Source organism: Gemmiger formicilis (assembly GCF_016901605.1).
GTDB lineage: Bacteria > Bacillota > Clostridia > Oscillospirales > Ruminococcaceae > Gemmiger > Gemmiger formicilis_B.
Genome location: NZ_JACJKP010000774.1, coordinates 1 through 222, shown reverse-complemented (window position 1 = coordinate 222; position 222 = coordinate 1). Strand labels below are relative to the sequence as shown.

The following is a 222-nucleotide window of genomic DNA, read 5'->3' as shown; positions in this document are numbered from 1 at the left end:
ATCCCGCGCCGAAAGCCGTCCCTTTGTTCTGGTTTCGATGGCGGCAGGCCTTTCCATGCACCAGATCCGGCAGATGGCCGGCAGCGGATACCCCATCATCCGGATGATGCCCAAAAAGATAAAATCACAGATACTGGCTACCTGTTCGTTGGTGCCGCAGGCGCAGCCAAGTTCTTCCGCCAAAGCCTGTGCTTTGGCAGGGGTGCGGTTGGCCAGCAGAAC

1 pseudogene is annotated in these 222 nt (G+C 58.6%); it reads right to left on the bottom strand.

From position 1 onward, the window contains the following. Positions 1 to 222, bottom strand: a pseudogene (locus tag H6B10_RS16800) (hypothetical protein); the annotation flags it as partial.